The sequence below is a fragment of the Sphingobacterium sp. WM genome (genome assembly GCF_029542465.1).
GTDB lineage: Bacteria > Bacteroidota > Bacteroidia > Sphingobacteriales > Sphingobacteriaceae > Sphingobacterium > Sphingobacterium cellulitidis.
This window is the reverse complement of the sequence record NZ_CP120709.1, coordinates 2460989-2481647: the sequence shown is the minus strand read 5'-3', so window position 1 is coordinate 2481647 and position 20659 is coordinate 2460989. Positions and strand designations below refer to the sequence as shown.

Genomic DNA, 20659 nt, shown 5'->3' with positions numbered 1-20659 from the left:
GATTAATTGTTTTTGTAAGTTGCATCAATCCTTAACCAGGTAAGATTAAACTGTTCATCAGGTGAAATCAAGGAACTATAATTTTCAAGCTCATAAGCTTGACCTAAAAGGGCGCTATTCCTTTCTAAACCTTGGACCTGTTTGAAAAAGAAAGCAGTCTTAAGAATAAATGAGTCCCCCGACTTTGTTCCTAAAAGCTTCCAAGATTCTTTATTTTCATCCTTTATATATAGTTCTTCAGCATTTTCCCATTTAGATTTATATTTCTCTGTAATCGAACCTTCCTTAATCAAAGTTGTTGAATCCGCACTAATAATAATTTCTATAGGTATAAAATATTTTATCCGAGAACCAAAGATTCCTTCAATTTTATCTTCAGCTATTTTTGTAGGTTGGTCTGAGTTTATTATAGATTGAAATTCAATTACTTCCTGTGATTTTAGCTTTAGTTTCATAACTTCAGGCTCCTCTGGTTCTGCTGGGGTAACTAAGTTGTCATCTTTACAAGAAAACATCAATAGGGGCAAGGCAATCAAAATAAGTAGTCGGAAGTTGAAGGGTTTTGTTTTCATTTTCTGGATTTGGAAGGTATTTAGAGTATTGGCTTTTATGAATTTCTGTCGTTTTATTTCGCCTTTTATAGGGCAAAATAGGAACTGTTATTAAATGATTTTTTTGTATTAAATGGTTTCCTTGATTAATTCAAAAGTGAATTTTTAATAGGAGCAAGGTACAAGGATGTTGCGGGATGTTTATTACCCAAAAGAGTAGTTTTGATTTTAATTTATGGAGGATGCTAAAGGTAAAACTATTTGAGTTGTGGATTTAAAAGGAGAAGAGAGAAATTAATAAGATCTAAATCAAATTAGGTAGGAGGTAGGTAAAAAAAATCTTAAGGAATAGTATCAATTGCAGTAAATTTTAAATTATCATTGATATCTAACCAAATTCCAAAGTCGACACCTTCATGGTTTGGAGCAATTTCATCTTTTAAAATAATTTTATAATATACAATATATGAAGGATCTGGTTTAATTTGCTTTGCAATAGACTTTGGAGCTTTCTTTAACTTGGAAACTAATTCTGGAGTAAAAATTTCATGCATCTTTTGGGTAAAGAAAATTTTAGAATGAATGTATTTCTTTAATCCAACTTCTTCACAAAGAATGCATCTAATAGAACCTGTGCTATTAATTATTAGGGAATCAATGTTATTATTTTCAATCAATCTTATGATGTTATCAGCTTTCCTGTAGATTAAAGTCGTATCAATTTGTGCGTAAGATTTTGAGCAAAATAAAAGGAAGAATACTAAGACTAGATTCTTCATTATTGATTTTCTTTGGTCTCGGATTGGTTTGTCCATCAAATTGAATTATTAGCTTTTTAACAATAAATCGATTGAAACTAATCCCTACATTAAATTAAGCCTTAATTTGTAATATGATAAGTAAATACGCCTACCATATAACTTAAACTATAAATAGCTAAAACTGATAATAAAACTAAAATTGCTAGAACTAACTTTCTGTTTGCTATTATTATTTCAATTGCTTTATTCATAGCCTTAAGTTATTAAGAAATATTGAATATTTGAAGGAATTTTTAAGCTGTCCTATGGCTAAAAGATTATTTTTTGAGCTAGTTAATAATACTCACACTATGATAGTGATTATTGGTTTAAAAGTGCAAAAATGGCTTTCGCATCCTTAAAAAAATGCCGTTTAAGGTGAATTAATAATTGATTTTACTAATAAAATTGTTTTGAATAAGGAGGTAAATGTTGGAGGTTATATTGGTTGTGGATAGGAGAGTTGTGGGTTTTATTTATTTGTGTTTATTTCGATACAAAAGATCCTTAAAGCTGATTATCAGTAAATTATTAAAATAAGTGCAAATAAAATTTTATTTTGTAACATTTTATTGCCTGATAACTCGTCCTCTGTAATACGAATAACCAAATGATAGGTCACTGGAAATATTAGGAATAGTATCAAGCCTAAATATTTCATGTTATATATAGAAAATATTTACAATATCTAGTTTGGAAACTTAAAGAATTTTTAAATTATTTTCACAATTACGATTGTTATTTCAGACAATAAGACAATTTAGGATAGTAATATCAAATATAACTAAACAAATAATCTTCCAATCTTTACAACTAATAATATTCTTACAAATAGTGAAATCCTTTATAGCCGGATTTATTTTGATTATGAAATCTAATTTTCATATGTTAATTGATAAAAAATTAAGGTATCGAAAATTTCAAAGGACAAACATGAGAACATCTACTGCAACCAGATGAGTTTTTATTATAGATACAGGTTTTATTCATCATTCTGTTTGTTACAATTTTTTTATCTTCTTCCAGTTTATTTACTTTATCGATATTAATAATATGAGCTGCTATTTTAGAAGCCTTTATCGCCTCAATTGAAGAATCTATTGAAGGGATTTTACCAGTATGTTCTTCCCTTGTAACTGATGTAATAATATCAACACAACCTAACATACCAAGAACAGAAGCTCCAATAGCACTAGAAATATGATCTTGACCTATTGAGACATCAGTAGGTATTGGACCTAAAGGCATTATGGGATAATCCATTTTCTTATAATATTCCGAAATTTTTTTTAAAGTTGATAAATTACTATGACCAGGACCTTCAATTATTACATTAACACCTCTGCTATAAATATAATCGGCTATTTGTTTTTGGATTTCAAACTCTTCAATTTGACATTCATCTAAGCTGTCGAAAATATTTGCTGATCTAAATGAAGCTCCTATACTAATTGCAACATTATATTTAAAACAAATGTTAATTATTTCATCTAAAATTTCTATATATACATTCTCCTTTTTGTTTAATTTTATTAAATCCTTTATAACCATAACACCTCCTCTAGAAGTTATCGGAACTAATCTTTTAGATGATAATTCTAATAACTTTAATGTTGGTGTAGGATGTATAGTTATAAAACCAACTCCTTCCTCGCATTGCTCTATTACTATGTCCAATAAACTATTTTTATCAATAGATTCGTTTACACTCTCAACCTGATAAATAGGTAAAGTTGAAACGGCCGTATTATCAAACCTTTTAATGATTTCTTTATACAAATATGACTTTGAAGTAAAAAGACTTAAATCAGAAATTATTTCAGGTTGAAAAAATTCGTCTAAGGACAAAATTGAATCTAATTTTTTTAATTGCTTAAATAGGTCCTTTTGAGATGTACAACCAGTTAAAACAGAAACAATTGTTTTATGCTTGGAACCAACGTGATATCCACCTGATTTTGTTTTAATATAACATTCCAACTTTATTTGAATTTAGATTCTAACTCAATAATTAAATCAAAAATAGTTAAGCTCTTACCTTGAATTTTTTCTTTATAGTCATTACTTAAGCCATCAATTTTATCTAAATACTGCCATGTTTGAAATTCTTCATCTTTAAAATATGGAATAATTTCACACCCTTTTTCAATTGCAACATCTAATTCAGCACAAGTTCCGTTTCTCCCATCGAATGCGATAACAACTCTCGTAGCTTTCATTAAGGGTGTTCTAAATTCCTTTAAATTAGTCAATAAATTAAGATCATCAGCAAATCTTGGATTTGCAGCATAAGGATTTGCAAATAACTTCAATCTTGATTTATAATCAATATTTTCCTTAGTACACAATGTTGTAAAACTTCTAAAAACACTTTCCATAATACCCTGTGATTGGCCATTGACAAGAATTATTTCATTTTCAATAAAATATCTAGATAAAGAATCTAAATTTTCTGAATCATTATTTAAATGACTACCTGTAACAAAAACACTTTTACCTCGTGCTTTTAAAGATATTTTTTTTAGAATGACTCTTAGATCACGGTACTCATCAAATAATACAGGATAAATATTGTATCGTTCCAAATTTTGACACCAAAGTTGAAACTTCTTATCCTTCTTCTTTTCCTTTAATAAAATATAATGTTTAATAGAATTAAAATCAGACTTTAATCTGCGAACTTCTATTAAAATATTCTGAATATTTGGATCTCCATAGTTATATCCGATAAAAACAAACATTTTCTGTAACAATTCAACTTTTAAACGTTGAACCAATGCTGGTTTATTTACAAAAAAATCTTCGTAATCAGATTGAGTAATAACAAAATCATTAATGTCACCATTTATACTACCATGCACCTTAATAATTTCAATATAATTTTTCTGTACATCATAATTAAAAGCTTCAGAATCTTTTACTTTTAAAACAGATTCTTTATCAAAAGCTTTTTCTAATAAATCATCATAATTAGTAGTCCATATTGAAGTCAAAGGGGTTTTGTTAAGTATTTGGTGATATTCATTTATTATTTTCCCAGAAAAATCATCATTTAACTTTTTGAATAATTTTTTTTTTGAATTTTTATTGACATAATATTGAGCTAATAATGGTAAATCATCCGATTCAAAAATCTCTTGGATGCCAATCCTTTTTACAAATTCTTTTATTAATTGGCTCCAATCAGGTAAACTTGATGGTACTGAAAGTCCAGAACCAATAAAATAAACCCCTTTTTCATTATATAATGATTCTGAGAATTTCTCAATAAATTCGATTTGTGTTGTACTCATATTCTTGTTAGGTATTATATTCAATCAAAAGCTCATACTCATTTATTGACAATCTTTATTTTAACTTTACAATTTTTCCAGAAGAGCCTAATTAAGGTAAATATTATTTCATATCAAGTCAACCTAACTATTAATAATTAGGTTGACTTGATATGAAAACTTAGAATTGGAAAATTAGAATTCAAATTAACCCATAATCGTAAAAATATTACTTTAACCTTCTATTATTTTTCATTTCATAACCAGTAGGTACGGGTTTATAGATGGCTTGATTATCTGTAGGTGAAATATTATTCATTTGAAATAATCTTAAATCTGAAACATTAATCTTAGCAATTACACAATAATCGTCCTCACCACCCCTAATTCTCGCTATATCTCGTTTGTATTCTAGTCTAAATGGAGCTCTCACTCTTGTATCTCCATATAATCTATTATTAACTTGAACTACAAAACAATGTAAATCATTAGCATTGGCTTCCACCAAAGAATTATATGTATTTATATCTTGGTTCCATTCTAATAGTACTAAAAGATCAATTTCACCACGTAATTTTTGTCTATAATCAATATTTAAGAATTCATTGCAAATTAAACTTGATAAAATCGAATTTTTATGTTTTACTAGATATTTATTACGATTTTTAGCTATTAATTTTAATTTTGATTTATTCCAAAGATCATTTATCTCATGAATCGCACCTATTTCTTTATCTTGGATTAATTGTAGGTGTAATTTTCTTCCAAATTTTTCAATAGGTATCACATATGCTAGCCTATTTCTTACTGTCTTATTTTTCCAGTCTATCTCATAATCTAATCCTGTTATCAATGCAATGTTACTATTTCTTAAAAGTTCACTGATTAAACGAAGAGAAAAGTCATTAATTGCTAATTCTGGCAACACAATTATATCTACACAATTAGGTTTACGTCCTAATATAGTGTTTATTAAATTATATAATCTTGGTAATCGAGTAATATCCGGCTCGGGTAAATTATTAACTTTACTTTCCCAACTACTTATTAAAACTTTATAGCTTGTTAAGGCTATTTCTATATTTTCGACACTTTTTATTTTAACCGGATTAAAAAAGTTACTATCACCAATTTTTCGAAAAGGTAAGTCTTCTTTGCTTAAGGGAATTTGCTTGTAAACTTTTAACAAACAATTAAATATTGACCAATCTTCTTCATGCCATCTATCGAAAATTCGACTAGCATCCAAATAATTAACACTTCTTGTAAAAGAATATGCCCCTAAAAGAAGCGTTAAATCAATAAGCACATTTGGATTAATTTTATCCGAGTAAAAAGCTTGAAGAAATTCTGAATAAATATATTCATCTTCATCAACTGACAAATCTTCCCAAGGAATTTTATTCTTATCATTTTCTAGATTAATCTTTATTATTTCATTATATAAATAATCTTTTAATTCATTAGAAGATTTCTCAAATACTTCTTTAAACGGTACAAAGTGTAGGTCAGAAATAAAATATCTTAAGGACATTTCTTTTACCTCCGATAATTCTATTTCAAATTTTGCTAAGAGTTTATTTAGGTTCATTATCCTTTATTAAATTTTAAACCAGTAAATATTGAATTTCTAATAATGATTTTGAAATATTCCTCTAATTTGATGTATTCTTTATCATATTTTGATTCTTTAAATGACTTTTTTAAGCCAATTACAGAGTCCATTAAAGAGTCTGAAAGTTCACAAAATAATTTATAATTTTCGGTATACATGACTAAATCCAGAACTCTCGGAATGTATTGTGTATAATCGCTAATTATTTCTGGATTTATAGCAAATGTCTTAACAAAATATACCAATTTTTTAACTTCTTCTTCCCAATAATATTCTGGATGTGTCCTTACAATTTCTTCTAGTTTATTTAAATAATTCGCAAATTTCAATCTCTTTATACTTATGCTATTAGCTTTTCTTAATGAATTTATACCTTCCTTTAAATTACCATCTGAGAATAAAATATCTTCTGACAATTTTTCAAAATCAGTTCCTGTTTCTGGAATAAATCTCCATTCACTTGAATTTTTTTTCAGTTCTTCTTCAATTTCCTTTATTATTTCTTCACCACTTAGTTTATCTAAAATAAAAATTTTCTCTTTTTTTGAATTAAATGCAAGAGAGGAATCTTCTGTATATTCATCTTCATAGGAAACTATTCCAGAATAATCAATCGTCAATCCCTCTATTCTTTTACATATAAAATTCCATATTTCGAAACGATTATATAGTTTAGAATTATTATTTAATACAATAAAAATATCATCAACGTAGCGGCCATAATATACAGGCATTAGCTCCTCTTCAACTTTATCATCAAATTTCTTTAATATTAAATTTGCAATTACCTTTGAAGCTGAAAGACCTATAGGAATTCCCACATGGTTTGTATTTCGAAATTGAGGTTTAAAATCTTCACTTAATTGTTTATAAACAGTTTGAGACCAGTTGGTAATTATTGTTTTTAATACTTCATTAAGAAATAAAGCATCATCTGTTATTTCTGGAATTAATTTTACACTAAATTGTTCATTAAGTAAGTTGAGATATTGAGGGTTAACATGATGATAAAATGAATTAAGATCAGCTGTAATCGCAATAACATTCTTTTTATTTTTAAAATTCTCCCTTATAGTATCAATTCCATTTTGTTGCCATAATCTATATTCATGAACATAAGGTTTAAAATGATTAATTGAGCTTTTAGATGAAACAATTCGACTCCCATAGCAATTATTAGAAAGTTGCTTTTCTAATAAATTCCCATAGAAATCTATCCAAAGAGATGATAATATATGAATTTCAACATCTAAATCAGGTATTATTCTAAAATCGATTGAATCTACTTTATCTTCTAACAACTCCCATCTTTTCTTAGGATCTGATACAACAACTGTATCATCTTCTTTTTTATTATAAGAGATTCCTTTTATTATTGTAAAATAATTAGAATTATTTAAATATTTAAACTTTTCAAGTTTTTTAGAATTTAGACAAATTAGTAGTTTTTCTAATTTATTTATCAATGATTTTTCGAACTCAATGAAATAACGCTTTGATAAATGTAAATTCTGATGAAATACTTCTCTTTTAGCTTTTTTATATGCTAATAATAGATCCTTTAATTCAAATGACATATATAATAAAATAATTATTATCTCCCTATTGCTCTTTGCGTGCTTGATTTAAAATCCTGTTTAAAATGATCATCCAGCCATTGTTTTGCAAAATCTAACTGTACTTTCCGCATTTGCAGTGCTACTTGATCTAAAATCTTATTGTAAGCAATATCACGAGTATAGTTATCTTGGTTATTCAAATATTTAGACTCATAGTCTGGATGCTGTTGTATTTTCTCAACGAAAGTTTGAAAGAACAAACGTTTATCATCCGGTGTTGCATCCCAATTGGAAAACCATCGTTCATTAAATTCTCGTATTATATTATCCAGTTCTGACTTATCATCAGTTCCATGTGCTCCTCGAGGATTCGAATTATTAGGACCAATTTTAGATTCAGTATCATCTAGGTTTAATTTTTCATTTAAACGTACACGTTCAATTCCGTAGGTAGATAAATCAACTGACTCAAGTAACTCATCCAACAGGTCCTCTTCACGTTGTTTAACTTGCATCTTCGGAATCAAAAATTTAAGAAACCAAAAAAGCTTTTCCCAATTCATATTCTCAAAAGTGATAATTGCAGCCATCTGACCATAGACCTTCACAAAATGTTTCGCTTTAATTTTTATATCAGCTTTTTCTTCTTCGTTTAATTCCAAATCACTATTGAAACGCTGCGCAGCATTGTCAATTATAGGACTTAACTCATCAGCAGGAACACTTTTAAAGAACTTACTGTTAAAATCTTCTATTTCTCCCCATTCATAGATTCCAGAATCATCCAATGAGGTTTTAAGGTCATGTAAAACATTGATATCTGTTGCTGAACTTAACGTTGTGGAAGTATAAAAGGGATCAAATGATGATTTTATATCAGAACTATCATTAAAAAAATCCAAAACAAATAAATTCTCTGTTTTCTTTCCGAGCTTTGGCGCTGAACGATTCAACCGTGATAAAGCTTGCACACATAATACACCTTGCAATTTCTTATCTACGTACATGGTAGTTAGCTTAGGTTGATCAAAACCTGTTAAGTACTTATTAGCAACTACAAGCATACGGTATTCATCTTTATCAAATTCATCCTTGGTGTCCGAATCTGGAAACCCATTCATGATAGCCTCCGTATATTCAATTCCATCAACGGTTTTTGCACCGGAAAAAGCAATAATAATCTTAAATGGAGAATCTTTTTCTATTAGGATCTCTTTCAGAGATTTATAATATCGAATAGCTGATTCAATACTTTGAGTTACTACCATAGCTTTTGCTTTGTGGTGTAGTAGCTTTTTGTTAAACACTTGATCCATAAAATGATTTAACATGATTTGAGCCTTTGCCTTAATCGTTCGAGGATCTTTTTCTACAAATCCTTTCAACTTGCTTTGGGCTTTCTTGGTGTTAAATTCCGGATTATCTTCTATAGATTTGTGTAATTGATAATAGCTTTTGTATGTGGTATAATTAGAAATTACATCCAGAATAAATCCTTCCTCGATCGCTTGTTTCATCGAGTATAAATGAAACGGTTTATAGCTAGCATCAGCCTGTTTGGTGCCAAATCGTTCTAAAGTCGAATTTTTTGGAGTAGCGGTAAAAGCAAAATAAGAAGCATTTTTACGCATTTTACGTGCTTGCATAGCACGAACTATAAGATCCTGAGCATCCACTTCACCTTCTTCATTTGATTTCAAAGCACCCAATACTTGATTCATCTTATCTGCAGCAGAGCCCCCTTGACTAGAGTGGGCCTCATCGATAATAATACCAAATCGTTTGTCATACATTGATTCTATACTATCCAAAATATTAGGGAACTTTTGTATAGTCGTGATTATTATGCGTTTGCCTGATTCTAAGGCTAGCTTCAAATCAGAGGAAGAGTAGGCTGGTGAAATAATATTTTTCACATCCGAAAATGATTTTATATTTTCACGTAATTGGCGATCTAGGATTCGTCTATCTGTTACCACAATAACCGAATCAAACATTGGAATGCCTTCTTCGTTTTCCACTTCAATTAGCTGAAATGCTGTCCAGGTAATAGAATTTGATTTACCAGACCCTGCAGAGTGTTGTATGAGATAAGTTTCACCAATTCCCATTTTATTTACATTGGCAATCAACTTACTTACCACATCCAATTGATGATAACGGGGGAATATATAATACTTCTTAGATAATGGATCTTTATCCTTTCCTTCCAAGAGGATATAATGTTGAATTATCTGAGCTAATTTATCTTTTTTAAAAATTTCTTCCCAGAGATATGAAGTTTTATGTCCATTTGGATTAATTGGATTTCCCTTGCCAAAATTATTTCCTTTATTGAAAGGTAAAAAAAACGTATCCTTACCTTGCAATTTGGTAGTCATATATACTTCATCAGTATCGACCGCAAAATGAACTAAACAACGACCAAAATTCAATAAAGGTTGCATAGCATCACGGGTAAACTTATATTGATTTATTCCCTGAACAGCAGCTGTTTGGCCTGTCCAAGGATTCTTCAGTTCTATGGTGGCTAAAGGTATACCGTTCACAAATAAAACTAAATCAATCTCTTCAGCTGTATTTACCGATGAATAACGAACTTGTCGAGTAATAGAAAATTGGTTTGCTTCAAAATTATCAAGAATAGACTGAGCTGAACTAGCACTAGGTGCTTCAAAAAATAGAGTAAAGTAGGCATTGTCTACTTCCAATCCCTTTTTCAAAAGCTTTAGAACACCATCTTTCTTAATTTTACGATCAAAACGCTCTAGAATCTTCAACTTCCAATCGCTACTAACCTGAAGTTTGGCTAATTCCTTTGCTTGGGTCTTCTCCAAAAAATCCCAAAAACGTTTTGAATCTAGTGCAAATCGTTTATCAAAATCTAAAGTTGATCCAATATAATACCCTTTACCACTCAGGTAATGTTCATCAGACTCATACAAAGATCCTACCGACAGAGATTTGTCTTTCAAATCTTCTAATGTATAGCCTGTAAGATGTTTTTCAATTAAAGATTCTAATGCTTGTTCGTTATATTTTGAGGTCATTTTTTATTTCTATTATGAATAATAATTATCAATAATGTACTTAATTACTTTTGATAGACTTTTTTCGTAAAATTCATCTTGTCCATGAATTTTAATTGTAAACTTATGTCTTTGCTTAGGAGTGTTATACATAATTTTCACTGATTTACCATGTACTCTATTAATGCCGAATTGATCATATTTATGATGATATGCAAATTCTAGATTACTAATATCTTTCCCCTTTCTAGATAAATCTTCTGCTATAACTAATGTCATAAAATCATAATCAGTCTCTTTATTATATTTAGTTTTATTCAAGCAATAGATATATTCATCCTCAGCATTGCCAAAAAATTTCACATAATGCTGTTTACTGGCCATAAATAGCAACGGATATTTAATAAAATAATATTTCCAGTCTTGTATTTCAGTAGTAACAATATAATCCTTTATTATAGCACCTAATTGTTGCTCTATAGGAGTTTGTAAATTTAAATTTTGAAATAATGTAGCAACAGCCTCTGCACCTACTTTATAACTTTTACCTAAATTAACTACTTCCTTTAATAATCTTTTCCATGATAAATCTCGATTTGATGAATTGTTATAAAAGAAAAAATTCGTTGAATAGATAGAGTAATCATCTATACAAAGTAGTGCTCTTCGAAACTCTTCTTTCTCAAAAGTTTTAAGTCCGTTATTATCAAAGCACAACTTAAATTTTTTGTAATAATCTTCTAAACTTTCTTTTAATGCTACCCACTGCTCAACAGTATAATTATCGAATTTACTTTCTATATAAGAATCATAAATACCACTAAATTTTAAAATACAAGAAATTTGACCTGCTAAATATGCATCATTTTCAATTTGGTCTATCAACGAATTAAAATCTAAGTATTTAGTTCTTAAGCTGATTTTTATTACTTCTTCTAATGTTTGTACCGTATCAAATCCTTTTATACCATAAGTAAGATATGAAGCATATACATCACCATTATACTTTTCTAAGAAATCACGTATACCTTGTAAGCTATCTTGAAAATCTTTAGGCCGATTATAAATCGTGTTATTCGTTAAGTTAAACAATAACCTCGACCATTTCTGTAATTCAATATAATCTGGATTATTAATATTTTTAATTATTAAATCGAAGGTACCAGCAAATAATACACGTCTTTCATACACTGGTCTTACCTTATCAGTTAAAACAGGTATGAACACATCATTTTTGAAAGGACTATTTGCGAAAAAATCTAACACATTTTTATGATTCGAGCAGATAATATCTAATGTATCAATATATTTGATAATACTATTTTCGTTTAGTAAACCTACCTCCTTAAGCGTGTAATAACTAATATTTTCTACATTTTCTAAATGATTAATAGCTTTGTCGTATACATCTATATCTATTCGAATCAGCTCATTTAGTCCTATAAATGTTAATAGATTTAATAACTTATTATCAAAAGAATTATCTTCCTCTTTTAATTTCCAAAAATAATCTGACCAAGTGGTATCAATTTTAGTTGCAAAATAAGTCTCCACATCAACAGTCTTTTCTCCAGAACTTGTTTGTAAGGTATAGTTATATTTATCATTGAAACCACCCTCTTTAATAAGCTTAGAAATTTGCGCTTTCAAGTTTTCAAAGCTTGTTAGTTGCTTACCTCTAGCATTCATTTTTATATAAAGACCATCAGAAAGACCATATGTCTCTAACTGTAAAAAATTGAAGGTTATGGAAGGTGTATCTTCTTGAATCAAATCATCTATGGTTATTTCAGAATCTTTGAAGATAGCGTGAATACTATCTAACATATTAATCATAGATGATATCGTTTTATCAAAACTCCATGAAGAAAAATACCAATGTTCATTTTCAATTACATTTTTAAATGTATTATTCTCATTTGAATTGTCTTCAACAAATAATTTCTTAAACTCTTCATTACCAAATTCTTTACACAATGCTTTGATAAATAAATTTGAAGTTGGTCTAGTTTCATATCGAAACTTTGATAATACAGATGTAAATGCTGAAAGATTATTTGCTTTGAAAGCTAGATACCAATGAAGTAAAAATAAAGTAGTCAATCTTTGTTGTCCATCCAAAGGAATAAATCTTCCTAACTCTTTAGAACCATATACAAAATCTAAGTCAAGTGCACTTCCTTTATCATTTTTAACATCCAGTATAGCTTCATGGATATTTTTCAAAAATTCATTCCTGATTTCCTTTGCTCGCAAAGTGTTGCGTCCTTGTGCATAATCACGCTGTATTTTGGGGATTGAAATACCGTTAGGAATCTCGAAATCATTTACTTTATTATTTAATATACTCCAAAGTGTGGTTTTCATTATTTAAGGTCTAGAAGGTTATTCAGGTTGTTAATTTTTGATTCAATATCTGTCACGTATGCAATTCTGTCTGCATAACTCCAATAGGCGTCATGACTGCCAGCATTTGAATAATATTTAAAAAACACCTTACGTGTCTCGTTAGGTATGAACGCTAATCTCTTATCTAAATCTTTGATTTTTTTACGTTTAACACCAAAAATCGAGTTACTTAAATAGGAGTTTGCACTAATATCCAAAAGTGTCAAATTTGCTAATGAATGTACGTCACTTACCCATTGATATTCATCACCTCTTTCTTCAATTAAATCACGATCCTCATCACTTATCCTCCTAAAATATTCTTCCACTTCAGAAAATACGATCTTAAAGGATTCCTTATATTCTTCAGCGTAACCAGTATGCTTTTTACCTTGAAGAGTATCTAATTTTTCAATAAAAGAATTAATTAAATCATCATTATTGTGTCCTAAAGACTTAAAGTAATTCAAATGATCATTTACCCATGATTCATAATCTTTTTCTAAAAGATCGTCAGTATTTTGCGCATAAATATGCTCTAAAGACCATTTAGCTATTTTAATCTGGTGAAAAGGGAAATGAATAGATGTGTCAGGCTGTATTAATGATCCTACAACATTATGCAACAAAAGAATATCCTCCAAAGCCTTTTTATCACCTGAATTTTCGAATCTTAATTCAGAAATTTTCTTAATAGAAAGCCCTTTTTCAATTTTACTGATTAATTCTTTTTTGAATCCTGCTCTGTTTAGATTCTTATACTGGTTTAATAACTCTATAATATTTTCATTTCTAGATATTAAATAGCCTATGATATGATTATACCATTTATTATTATACCACTCTAAGAGAATATCAAAATATGCCTTTAACAAAGCCCATTCTTCTTCTATATACGATGTATTTAATCTTTCGTACTCTTTAAGTAATTCAGCATTATTTCTTATAGACTTTATTTTATTGTAATACTTTTTAAACGCTTCAAGACTATCAACGGCATTGATTGAACTTTCAGTAACCAAATCCAGTATATAGTCTATACGCGTTTGATAATTATTATCCTTTTTATTAAAAATAAAGCTCCAAAAATTATTATCCTGCAATTCCTTTTCCATAGCATCCCACTCTAAACCAATTACAGACTGTTTATTGTTTAAAATAATATCATCAATTTTTGTATCTGCACTTTTCAACCCCAATTGAAGATTATTTTTACTTAAAAATACTGCTTTAACTAATTCTGAATTAGTTAATGGAATTTTTCCAATATTAATTCGAGTAAATACATCTATTGGGTTGCTATTATCTTTTATTTCATACCATATGATTTCAACCTGCTTAAGAACTAGTTTAACTAAATCCATCTTCAATCCAAAATATTCTGATACCTTATCATCAAACCATTTTGATATAGTTAAAAAGGCTTGACTTATATAATAATAGTCTGGATTTTGGTCATTAATCTCATGATTTAAATTTTTAAGAAATTTTGCACTATCTGAGCGAGTTTCATAACTTAAAGTGAAAAGAGTAATTTCATCATAGCTGCGTTTTAAATAAGAGAGTAAAATATAAATAGTAGTTAATCGTTGTTGTCCATCCAAAACCTCGTATTCACCACTCTCTAATTGCTTTACAACTATTGGTTGTAGACAATATTTTTCTGAATAATCCTTAACTGTATTATTGAATTCTAGTAAATCTTCTAATAATGCAGTTACTTCTTCAATTCCCCAGCGATAGCCCCTTTGGTATGATGGGATAAAAAAACGATAATTGTTTTTAGGTAAGGTTATTTCGCCAATAAGTCTTGGCTCTAATACATTCTCTTCAAATTTTTGCATAAAATATAATTGGTTATTATCTTAAATCACTATGGTATCTCGCAATATATACTGTAATTGTTCTCTTTTCTTTAGTTCTTCTTTGTTCAGCCTACTAGCTATAATAATTTTGCCTTTGAATACAAAACTATCTCCTACATAATTCACAGACCAAGGCTTATCCAAATCATTTGCACAAATTGCTCCTTCTAACAATCGAATATATTCTATTCGTTTTGATAAAATCTCATCTTCAAAATACAAGGCACGATTCTGATTAGCTTTTAAAAAATCAAATAATTCCTTTGGCTTAGCAAATGAAGGTGACTTGACTATTTCTAAATGATTATTCAACAATTCATCTTTATATCTTGCCCGATCAAGTTCTAGACAATTTGATAAGATACACGAATAACGTATTGGAATACTTAAGTTGAATTTTATTGATTCAAAGAAATCTTGTAATGTTAGTTTATTCAAAATTACAATATTCTTAATCCTTCAAATTGGCGAATGGTCGTTGACCATAGTGAGCTCTGAATTCTTTAATTAATGATGTTTCTACTTGCGCTGGAATGTCATCAGGTAATGTTAGCCAACAAACAATTAAGTTATCAGCCTTATCAAGTTGCCAAATATACCTACCTCCCCAATGTCCTACAGGCTTTCCTTCTCCGAAGCGGAAATATTGCTTCAATCGTGAATGTATAGTAGCAGAACCACTTTCACCTCCCGCTTTTCCTATATAGATAATTGGCGTATTTTTAACCCAATTACTTTCTAATTCACTGCTTGAAACATTAGGGTTTTTAGCCTTGAATGCACCTCCTGTTCCTACGCTAAGAAACTTTGGCAAATCTGCTGGATAGAGGATAATATATATGCCTCTCTCTTTAGGGAGCATTTTATAATTGGTATATTTTATATTACCAATCGTATCAAATCCCTTAAAACCTAAAGCCTTCAATTGAGGTATAATGGGTTGACAATAATCAAGCGTAATCTTTCTTGTTATAGTATTCGATAGGTTCTTAGTTTCAGGTTTAGATACCGCTGCTTTCAAAATTGTTGACTGTTTAGGAGCTTTATCTACATTGCCTAAAATCTTTATCACACGTCGAAAATCTGCTACTGTATATCCTCTATTAATATCAGGGAAATCTGAGGCATAGAAGCCTAAATCCCTGATTTTGTTGCGTATGTTTTTTTGTTCAACAGACGAAGCATTTAATTTTTGTGTTATCAGATTTTCTATCTGCGAAGCTTCAGATAAAGTAAATTCTTTTTTCCTCTTCATATTTAAATTCATAATTGGTTAGTGTATTTTTGTTCTACGCTACTTTCACCTTCCCAGTGACCACCTCGTTAATAAGGCTTTGTTTGTAGGCTTTGAGTTTTGCTATTTGCTCGGTTTTTAAGGTAATGGCTTGGTCTATTTTACCCGTTTGCTCTTCTAAGTATGCAACAATGGCTTCTTGTTCGGATATTGGGGGGATTGGGAAGTAAAAATTATTAAAATTTTCTGTAGGAAATCTCCAACGTCCTACCATAGATACTCCTTGTCCATGAGCATAGAATGTTTTATTTCTATAACAGTCCTGTAAAAGCTGTAAAAAGTACTTGTCAATATTATTCTTATTAATAAGTTCGAAAACTCTATAATCTGGACTAATTACACCATTGTAACTTGAAATATCTACCCAACCTGTTAGTAAATCCATGTGATTCATAGCAAAATCGCCTTTAAAGGCATATTGATATTTAGAATAATCCATTGCTAATTGACCTTCACCACTTGTAATATCCTTTACTTTGATGCCTTTTTGTGTAATTGATAAAACATCATATCCTAATTGCCCCGCAATTCTTTTTAAAATTCTAAAAATATATTTTAACCTCTTTACCTCCCAATGTTTTGGAATTTCGCCAATCCAGTCAATGCCCGAGTATTTCATTTCTACATTCGGTTGATTACCTTTGGTAACGGCTTTGTGGATAACCATTTGTCGACGTTCTTTTAACAAGGCAATTTGCTGTTCTTTTACTGAAACGAGTATATCGATTTTTCCGCATTTCTCATCCAAGAAAGCAGCAATGGCTTCTTGCTCGGAAATTGGAGGCAGCGGAAGGACAATTTCAGCCATTTCATTATTCATAATTTTTGCACCATTCGTATCTGGTCTCTTATAATAATTTGCCACATATGACAAAGAATATAAATTATGATCTAAATTATTTACTGTAAAAGGTTTTAGGGTGCCACAAACATTAGTACAATTAAACTTTCCTCTTCTCAAAAATACTGTCCCAGCATTAGCACCATCTGTTGTCCATGTTAATATTTCATCATTGAAATCAAATGTATTTATATATCCTAAAATTCCATTATTTAAAGTTTGACTTGAATAAACAGGGTATTTCCCATTATAGACTAATTCAGTTTGAGCAATTACCCTTCCTCTACCTATATGGTATAAATGTTTAATCCTTTTTAATTCCCAATGATTAGGAATTTCGCCCAACCAGTCGATGCCACTTTCTTTATATGAATCGTATGTTTGCATGGTTTAGAATTTTAAAATATCTGCTAATAAACCATCGCCTTGTTCTTCCAACGTCAATAAATCTTTGGTAATATCGGCTAAAGCACGCAAAGGTGTATGTTGGTAGAAATATTTGTTGAAGGAGATTTCATATCCTATCTTTACCGAATCCAAGTTAATCCAGGCTTCTTCTACGTGTGGCACTACCTCACGCATGAAATAATTTAATATCGTTTCGCTCAGCGGAATCTGCTCGGTATCGCGTAGATCAGATTCTGTTTCGTATATAATATATTCCCCAGACTTACCTGTCGTATAATAGCCAAAGTAAGACAAATCATCTTCGCCACAGCCTAAGTGATTCAACAGCTGATGCAATTTATCACCTTTTAATTTTTCAATCTTTTTGATGACTTTCTGCGCGTCAGCGTCATAGCTTGATATCGCATTCAATATCGTTTTCTTTTCAGTCGCCCCTAAGTCCATCTTATGCAATTTCACTTGCTCATCTATCAAGCTACTAAAAGCGTTGAAATCCATAAAGACATCATCACCTACATATTGCCAAAGTTGAAGTGCAGCATCGTATAATGCCTTTGGTTTTTGCCATGTAGCCTTATCAATTAATTTGCTAATTTGCTTTTTATTTAATCCCCATTCTTCCTTCTCAGCACGTTTGCTAATTTCTTCTGCATGTAAATCTAAGCCTGCATATACCAAGTCACCATAGCTCTCATACAAGGCTTGCATATAGACCTGCAACCCTTTATCGTAACGTAGCGTATCCAAAGATTCTTTGGTAAATTGAGCTTTTAGACGTTTAGGTCGTTCGATATTAACTTTGTAATAACCAAAGTCAGCATTTTGAAATTGCTTGATCTTTAAAGCTGATTCCTTTGGATTCGTATCCCAGTTTTCCAAATAAGCTTGTGCTATTTGTGCAATTTGTTCTGGCGAAAACTCCGAGTTTTTATTCCCTAAATTCTTTCTTAGCTTCTGGAATAAGTTATTGGCATCCAACAATTGAACTTTGCCAGCTCTCTCTTTTGGTTTGTTATTATTCAGCAACCAGATATAAGTAGTAATACCTGTATTATAAAATAAATTGTTAGGTAACTGTACGATAGAATCTAGTAGGTCATTTTCAATGATATAACGACGAATGTTACTCTCCCCCGAGCCTGCATCACCTGTAAAAAGTGAAGAACCATTGTGTACCGAAGCGATACGCGAACCTACTCGATTGGCTGTAGGAGCTTTCATTTTGTCTACCATCTCCATCAAGAATAGTAATTGACCATCTGAGGAGCGTGGTGTAGCATCTACTGTTTCCCAATTCCCCCAATAATCTTTAAGTTTGATTTGAAAACGATTGTCGATGACATCTTTACCATCTTTGATATATTTTTGTTCTGATGCCCAAGATTTTCCGTAGGGTGGATTAGAAAGCATAAAATCAAATTTCATATTAGAGAATTCATTGGTAGACAATGTTGAACCTAGACGAATGTTCTCTGGATCTTTTCCCTTTATCATCATATCCGACTTACAGATCGCATAAGTTTCATCGTTGATTTCTTTTCCGTACAGGTATACATCACCTTTATAACCTATATTACTTTCTTCATCGATAAGGTAATTTTCACTTTCTGTTAACATTCCTCCTGATCCGCAGGCTGGATCGTAAATGGTAATAATATTTGGAAGTTGGTCTTTTATTGGTTCAAAAACTAAGGTTGTCATCAGTTGAATTACTTCACGTGGTGTAAAGTGCTCACCAGCTTCTTCATTATTTTCTTCATTGAATTTACGGATCAATTCTTCAAATACATATCCCATTCCTAAATTGGATAAAGCAGGCATTGGTCTTCCCTCTGGATCATTTTTCTCCAAAGGTGTAAGATTGATATATGGAGAGGTGAATTTCTCTAATACATCAAGTAATACATCTTTTGATGCCATATGACGAATTTGAGCCTTCAGATTAAATTTTTCAATGATTTCTTTAACATTCGCAGAGAAACCATTAAGATATTCCTCAAAGTTTGCGACTAATTTTTGTTGGGAATTAGTAGCTGTACCTTTAAGCTTTTCCATTGTCCAAGAAGATGTGTTGTAAAAAACATAGCCAGAAGCATCTCTAAGTCCTTTAGTATCCAATTCTACTAAATCTAATGCTCCTTTTTGAAAGGTTACTTCTGCTAATACCTTTTCTTTTGTAGGTTCTAATAAAGAGTCTATACGTCTTAATACAACAAAAGGTAAGATAATATCCCTATACTTACCACGTACATATACGTCGCGAAGACAGTCATCTGCTATAGACCAAATAAAGCTAACTAATTTATTATGAGAAGTGTGTGTCATTATATGAAATCGAAAAAAGTTAATAAGGATAATTAACCAAAGTAGCAATTATTTAAAGACATATCAATACGGAAAACCATAAAAATTTACGATAAATAGCACTATTAATTATTACTTGAAAATGTGTTATTTTTAATGATGATAAATAATAAATAAACATAAACTCAATAGCAAATATGAATGTCTTACTTCTAATGACACTTCTAGATGAAATTGTTTTGCAGTCTCAAATCGCTATTAGAGCATTTGATAGATTAAATAATACAGTTCATTTTAACAGAACTGATCAAATCGATGTGTGGGGTTCGATTCAGTCAGTATTAATTGCATCAGGAAATGTTTCCAAAATCTTATGGCCATCTTATAGTAAATACAAAGATAGAGGTAAGCAACTTAGAGATTACTTAAAAATAGAAAAGAATAACATTCTTTCTTCACGCAAGTTTCGTAATTACTTTGAGCATTTTGATGAAAGGGTAGAAGAGCGATTTAATCATACGCCATCTGGAGTTTATATTGATCGTCAGATAAATCCTTCCTTGAACAAATTATTTAATGATCCGGAACCAAGCTGTCAAAGGGGATACAATACGTTCGATAATACATTGATATTTAATGGCGAAGTGTTGGATGTTAAAGAAGTAATAAAATCTCTTGAAGCAATTCTTAAATATATTAAAGTCAACAATATCACGCTAAATTGGAAGTAAAT

14 protein-coding genes are annotated in these 20659 nt (G+C 30.1%); 1 reads left to right on the top strand and 13 read right to left on the bottom strand.

Annotated features, from left to right (window positions below; all coding sequences use genetic code 11):
• Positions 1 to 2: 2 nt before the first annotated feature.
• The 13 genes from PZ892_RS10605 to PZ892_RS10545 form a co-directional block, all read right to left on the bottom strand.
• Positions 3 to 572, bottom strand: a complete 570-nt coding sequence (locus PZ892_RS10605; RefSeq protein ID WP_277711101.1) for a hypothetical protein — start codon at positions 570 to 572, stop codon at positions 3 to 5.
• A 320-nt stretch (positions 573 to 892) separates the two neighbouring features.
• Positions 893 to 1366 (bottom strand): hypothetical protein, encoded by a 474-nt coding sequence (locus tag PZ892_RS10600; RefSeq protein ID WP_277711100.1) that lies wholly within the window; start codon positions 1364 to 1366, stop codon positions 893 to 895.
• 888 nt (positions 1367 to 2254) lie between these two features.
• Entirely contained in the window at positions 2255 to 3331 is a 1077-nt protein-coding gene (locus tag PZ892_RS10595; protein ID WP_277711099.1) for a phosphomethylpyrimidine synthase ThiC, read from the bottom strand.
• A gap of 2 nt (positions 3332 to 3333) precedes the next feature.
• Positions 3334 to 4644, bottom strand: coding sequence for an SIR2 family protein (locus PZ892_RS10590; RefSeq protein ID WP_277711098.1), 1311 nt, complete (start codon positions 4642 to 4644; stop codon positions 3334 to 3336).
• Positions 4645 to 4852: 208 nt separating this feature from the next.
• A complete protein-coding gene (locus tag PZ892_RS10585; protein WP_277711096.1) occupies positions 4853 to 6214 on the bottom strand; it encodes a hypothetical protein in 1362 nt (453 codons plus the stop codon).
• Positions 6214 to 7815 (bottom strand): RNA-directed DNA polymerase, encoded by a 1602-nt coding sequence (locus PZ892_RS10580; RefSeq protein WP_277711095.1) that lies wholly within the window; start codon positions 7813 to 7815, stop codon positions 6214 to 6216. Before PZ892_RS10580 ends, PZ892_RS10585 begins: the two co-directional genes overlap by 1 nt.
• A 17-nt stretch (positions 7816 to 7832) precedes the next feature.
• Positions 7833 to 10847: a type I restriction endonuclease gene (locus tag PZ892_RS10575; protein WP_277711094.1), complete on the bottom strand. Its 3015-nt coding sequence runs from the start codon at positions 10845 to 10847 to the stop codon at positions 7833 to 7835.
• A gap of 12 nt (positions 10848 to 10859) precedes the next feature.
• Positions 10860 to 13193 carry a DUF262 domain-containing protein gene (locus PZ892_RS10570; RefSeq protein ID WP_277711093.1) on the bottom strand — a complete coding sequence of 778 codons (2334 nt, stop codon included), beginning with the start codon at positions 13191 to 13193 and terminating at the stop codon, positions 10860 to 10862.
• Positions 13193 to 15058, bottom strand: coding sequence for a DUF262 domain-containing protein (locus PZ892_RS10565; RefSeq protein WP_277711092.1), 1866 nt, complete (start codon positions 15056 to 15058; stop codon positions 13193 to 13195). Before PZ892_RS10565 ends, PZ892_RS10570 begins: the two co-directional genes overlap by 1 nt.
• A 21-nt stretch (positions 15059 to 15079) precedes the next feature.
• Complete coding sequence (locus tag PZ892_RS10560) at positions 15080 to 15517, bottom strand: hypothetical protein (protein ID WP_277711090.1); 438 nt, start codon at positions 15515 to 15517, stop codon at positions 15080 to 15082.
• A gap of 13 nt (positions 15518 to 15530) precedes the next feature.
• A complete protein-coding gene (locus PZ892_RS10555; RefSeq protein ID WP_277711088.1) occupies positions 15531 to 16346 on the bottom strand; it encodes a hypothetical protein in 816 nt (271 codons plus the stop codon).
• A 22-nt stretch (positions 16347 to 16368) separates the two neighbouring features.
• Entirely contained in the window at positions 16369 to 17601 is a 1233-nt protein-coding gene (locus PZ892_RS10550; protein WP_277711086.1) for a restriction endonuclease subunit S, read from the bottom strand.
• A gap of 3 nt (positions 17602 to 17604) precedes the next feature.
• A complete protein-coding gene (locus PZ892_RS10545) occupies positions 17605 to 19947 on the bottom strand; it encodes a class I SAM-dependent DNA methyltransferase (protein WP_277711085.1) in 2343 nt (780 codons plus the stop codon).
• A gap of 194 nt (positions 19948 to 20141) precedes the next feature.
• Between PZ892_RS10545 and PZ892_RS10540 the strand changes: the two genes are divergently transcribed.
• A complete protein-coding gene (locus PZ892_RS10540) occupies positions 20142 to 20657 on the top strand; it encodes a hypothetical protein (RefSeq protein ID WP_277711083.1) in 516 nt (171 codons plus the stop codon).
• The last annotated feature ends 2 nt before the right edge of the window (positions 20658 to 20659 follow it).

What these genes read in the sequence shown, in the direction of transcription:
- PZ892_RS10605 (WP_277711101.1), bottom strand. Translation starts at nt 572, where the DNA reads ATGAAAACAAAACCCTTCAACTTCCGACTACTTATTTTGATTGCCTTG.
- PZ892_RS10600 (WP_277711100.1), bottom strand. Translation starts at nt 1,366, where the DNA reads ATGGACAAACCAATCCGAGACCAAAGAAAATCAATAATGAAGAATCTA.
- PZ892_RS10590 (WP_277711098.1), bottom strand. Translation starts at nt 4,644, where the DNA reads ATGAGTACAACACAAATCGAATTTATTGAGAAATTCTCAGAATCATTA.
- PZ892_RS10585 (WP_277711096.1), bottom strand. Translation starts at nt 6,214, where the DNA reads ATGAACCTAAATAAACTCTTAGCAAAATTTGAAATAGAATTATCGGAG.
- PZ892_RS10580 (WP_277711095.1), bottom strand. Translation starts at nt 7,815, where the DNA reads ATGTCATTTGAATTAAAGGATCTATTATTAGCATATAAAAAAGCTAAA.
- PZ892_RS10575 (WP_277711094.1), bottom strand. Translation starts at nt 10,847, where the DNA reads ATGACCTCAAAATATAACGAACAAGCATTAGAATCTTTAATTGAAAAA.
- PZ892_RS10570 (WP_277711093.1), bottom strand. Translation starts at nt 13,193, where the DNA reads ATGAAAACCACACTTTGGAGTATATTAAATAATAAAGTAAATGATTTC.
- PZ892_RS10565 (WP_277711092.1), bottom strand. Translation starts at nt 15,058, where the DNA reads ATGCAAAAATTTGAAGAGAATGTATTAGAGCCAAGACTTATTGGCGAA.
- PZ892_RS10555 (WP_277711088.1), bottom strand. Translation starts at nt 16,346, where the DNA reads ATGAATTTAAATATGAAGAGGAAAAAAGAATTTACTTTATCTGAAGCT.
- PZ892_RS10550 (WP_277711086.1), bottom strand. Translation starts at nt 17,601, where the DNA reads ATGCAAACATACGATTCATATAAAGAAAGTGGCATCGACTGGTTGGGC.
- PZ892_RS10545 (WP_277711085.1), bottom strand. Translation starts at nt 19,947, where the DNA reads ATGACACACACTTCTCATAATAAATTAGTTAGCTTTATTTGGTCTATA.
- PZ892_RS10540 (WP_277711083.1), top strand. Translation starts at nt 20,142, where the DNA reads ATGACACTTCTAGATGAAATTGTTTTGCAGTCTCAAATCGCTATTAGA.